1 protein-coding gene is annotated in these 1,053 nt (G+C 50.6%); it reads left to right on the forward strand.

Annotation, left to right across the window (positions count from 1 at the left end):
- A partial coding sequence (locus Q0236_RS04945) for a M48 family metallopeptidase (protein WP_367274737.1) occupies positions 1-915 on the forward strand: 915 nt, incomplete at its 5' end.
- Positions 916-1,053 lie beyond the last annotated feature (138 nt).

Genomic DNA, 1,053 nt, shown 5'->3' on the forward strand with positions numbered 1-1,053 from the left:
GCATGCGGCGATATGGGAGGTGAAATTTTAAAATTTCACTCGGGTGGGCGCACCTCGCAAAGTGGTGCGGCGGGCGAGAATTTAAAATTTAACCTACCGGACGATGCGGCGCAAGGGCTCGCACAGCAAAGCGCAATGCGACAAAGCGGCGAGTTTATAAATACGGCGGCGCAAAATGTTTTCGAGCAATCCCGCGGCGAAATTTTAAAATTTCACTCAAGCGGGCGCGCTCCGCAAAGCAGAGATGCAGGTAAATTTAACTCCGCCGCAAGCGACGGAATTTTAAAATTTGACCCTGCCGCAGGGGATGAAATTTCAAAATTTAAACCTGTCGCGGGCGAAGAAATTTTAAAATTTAAACCCGCTGTGAGCGGAGAAATTTCAAATTTTAGTTTTGATACGAGTGAGGAAATTCCGCTCATGAGCGAAAAAATTTCAAAATCCGCGAGCGAAAACGTGCCGCAAAATGTAGCGCAAAGCGCGCAAGCGGCGGAGCGCGACGAGCCCGATTTTACGATCAAAAATTTTATCCAAAGCTCTAAATTTAAAGATAAAATTTTCGTATCGGAGGGCACGATCTTTTGCGAGAGCGAGGGCGAGTTTGCGGCGTTTAAAAAGGCTTTTGCGCTTGAGCTTTATCTGCGCTATATCGAGAAATTTTCGCCGCAGATAGGCCGTAAGATCGCGCAGGTGCGGGTGCGCAAAATGCAGACGCGCTGGGGCAGCTGCAACCACGCAAAGGGCTATCTCAACTTCTCGCTAAGCCTGATAGAGCGGGATCCTCGCTTTGTCGAATACGTCGTGTTGCACGAGCTCGCGCACCTCATCCACGCAAACCACGGAGCGGACTTTTACGCGCTCATCGCGCAGATCATGCCCGATTTTAGGGCGCGTATCAAGCTAGGCAAGGGCTAATTTGCGAACGGGCGCTCGCTTAAATTTTATGCCACTGCGGCACGATCTTTACGGTCGATAAATTTCAACCGATCTTTCACTCCTCTTTCGCCCCGCCGTAGCAGACCGCAGCCCGATCCGAATTTGCGCGGCACAGGC

The organism is uncultured Campylobacter sp., from assembly GCF_938031315.1.
Classification (GTDB): Bacteria; Campylobacterota; Campylobacteria; order Campylobacterales; family Campylobacteraceae; genus Campylobacter_B.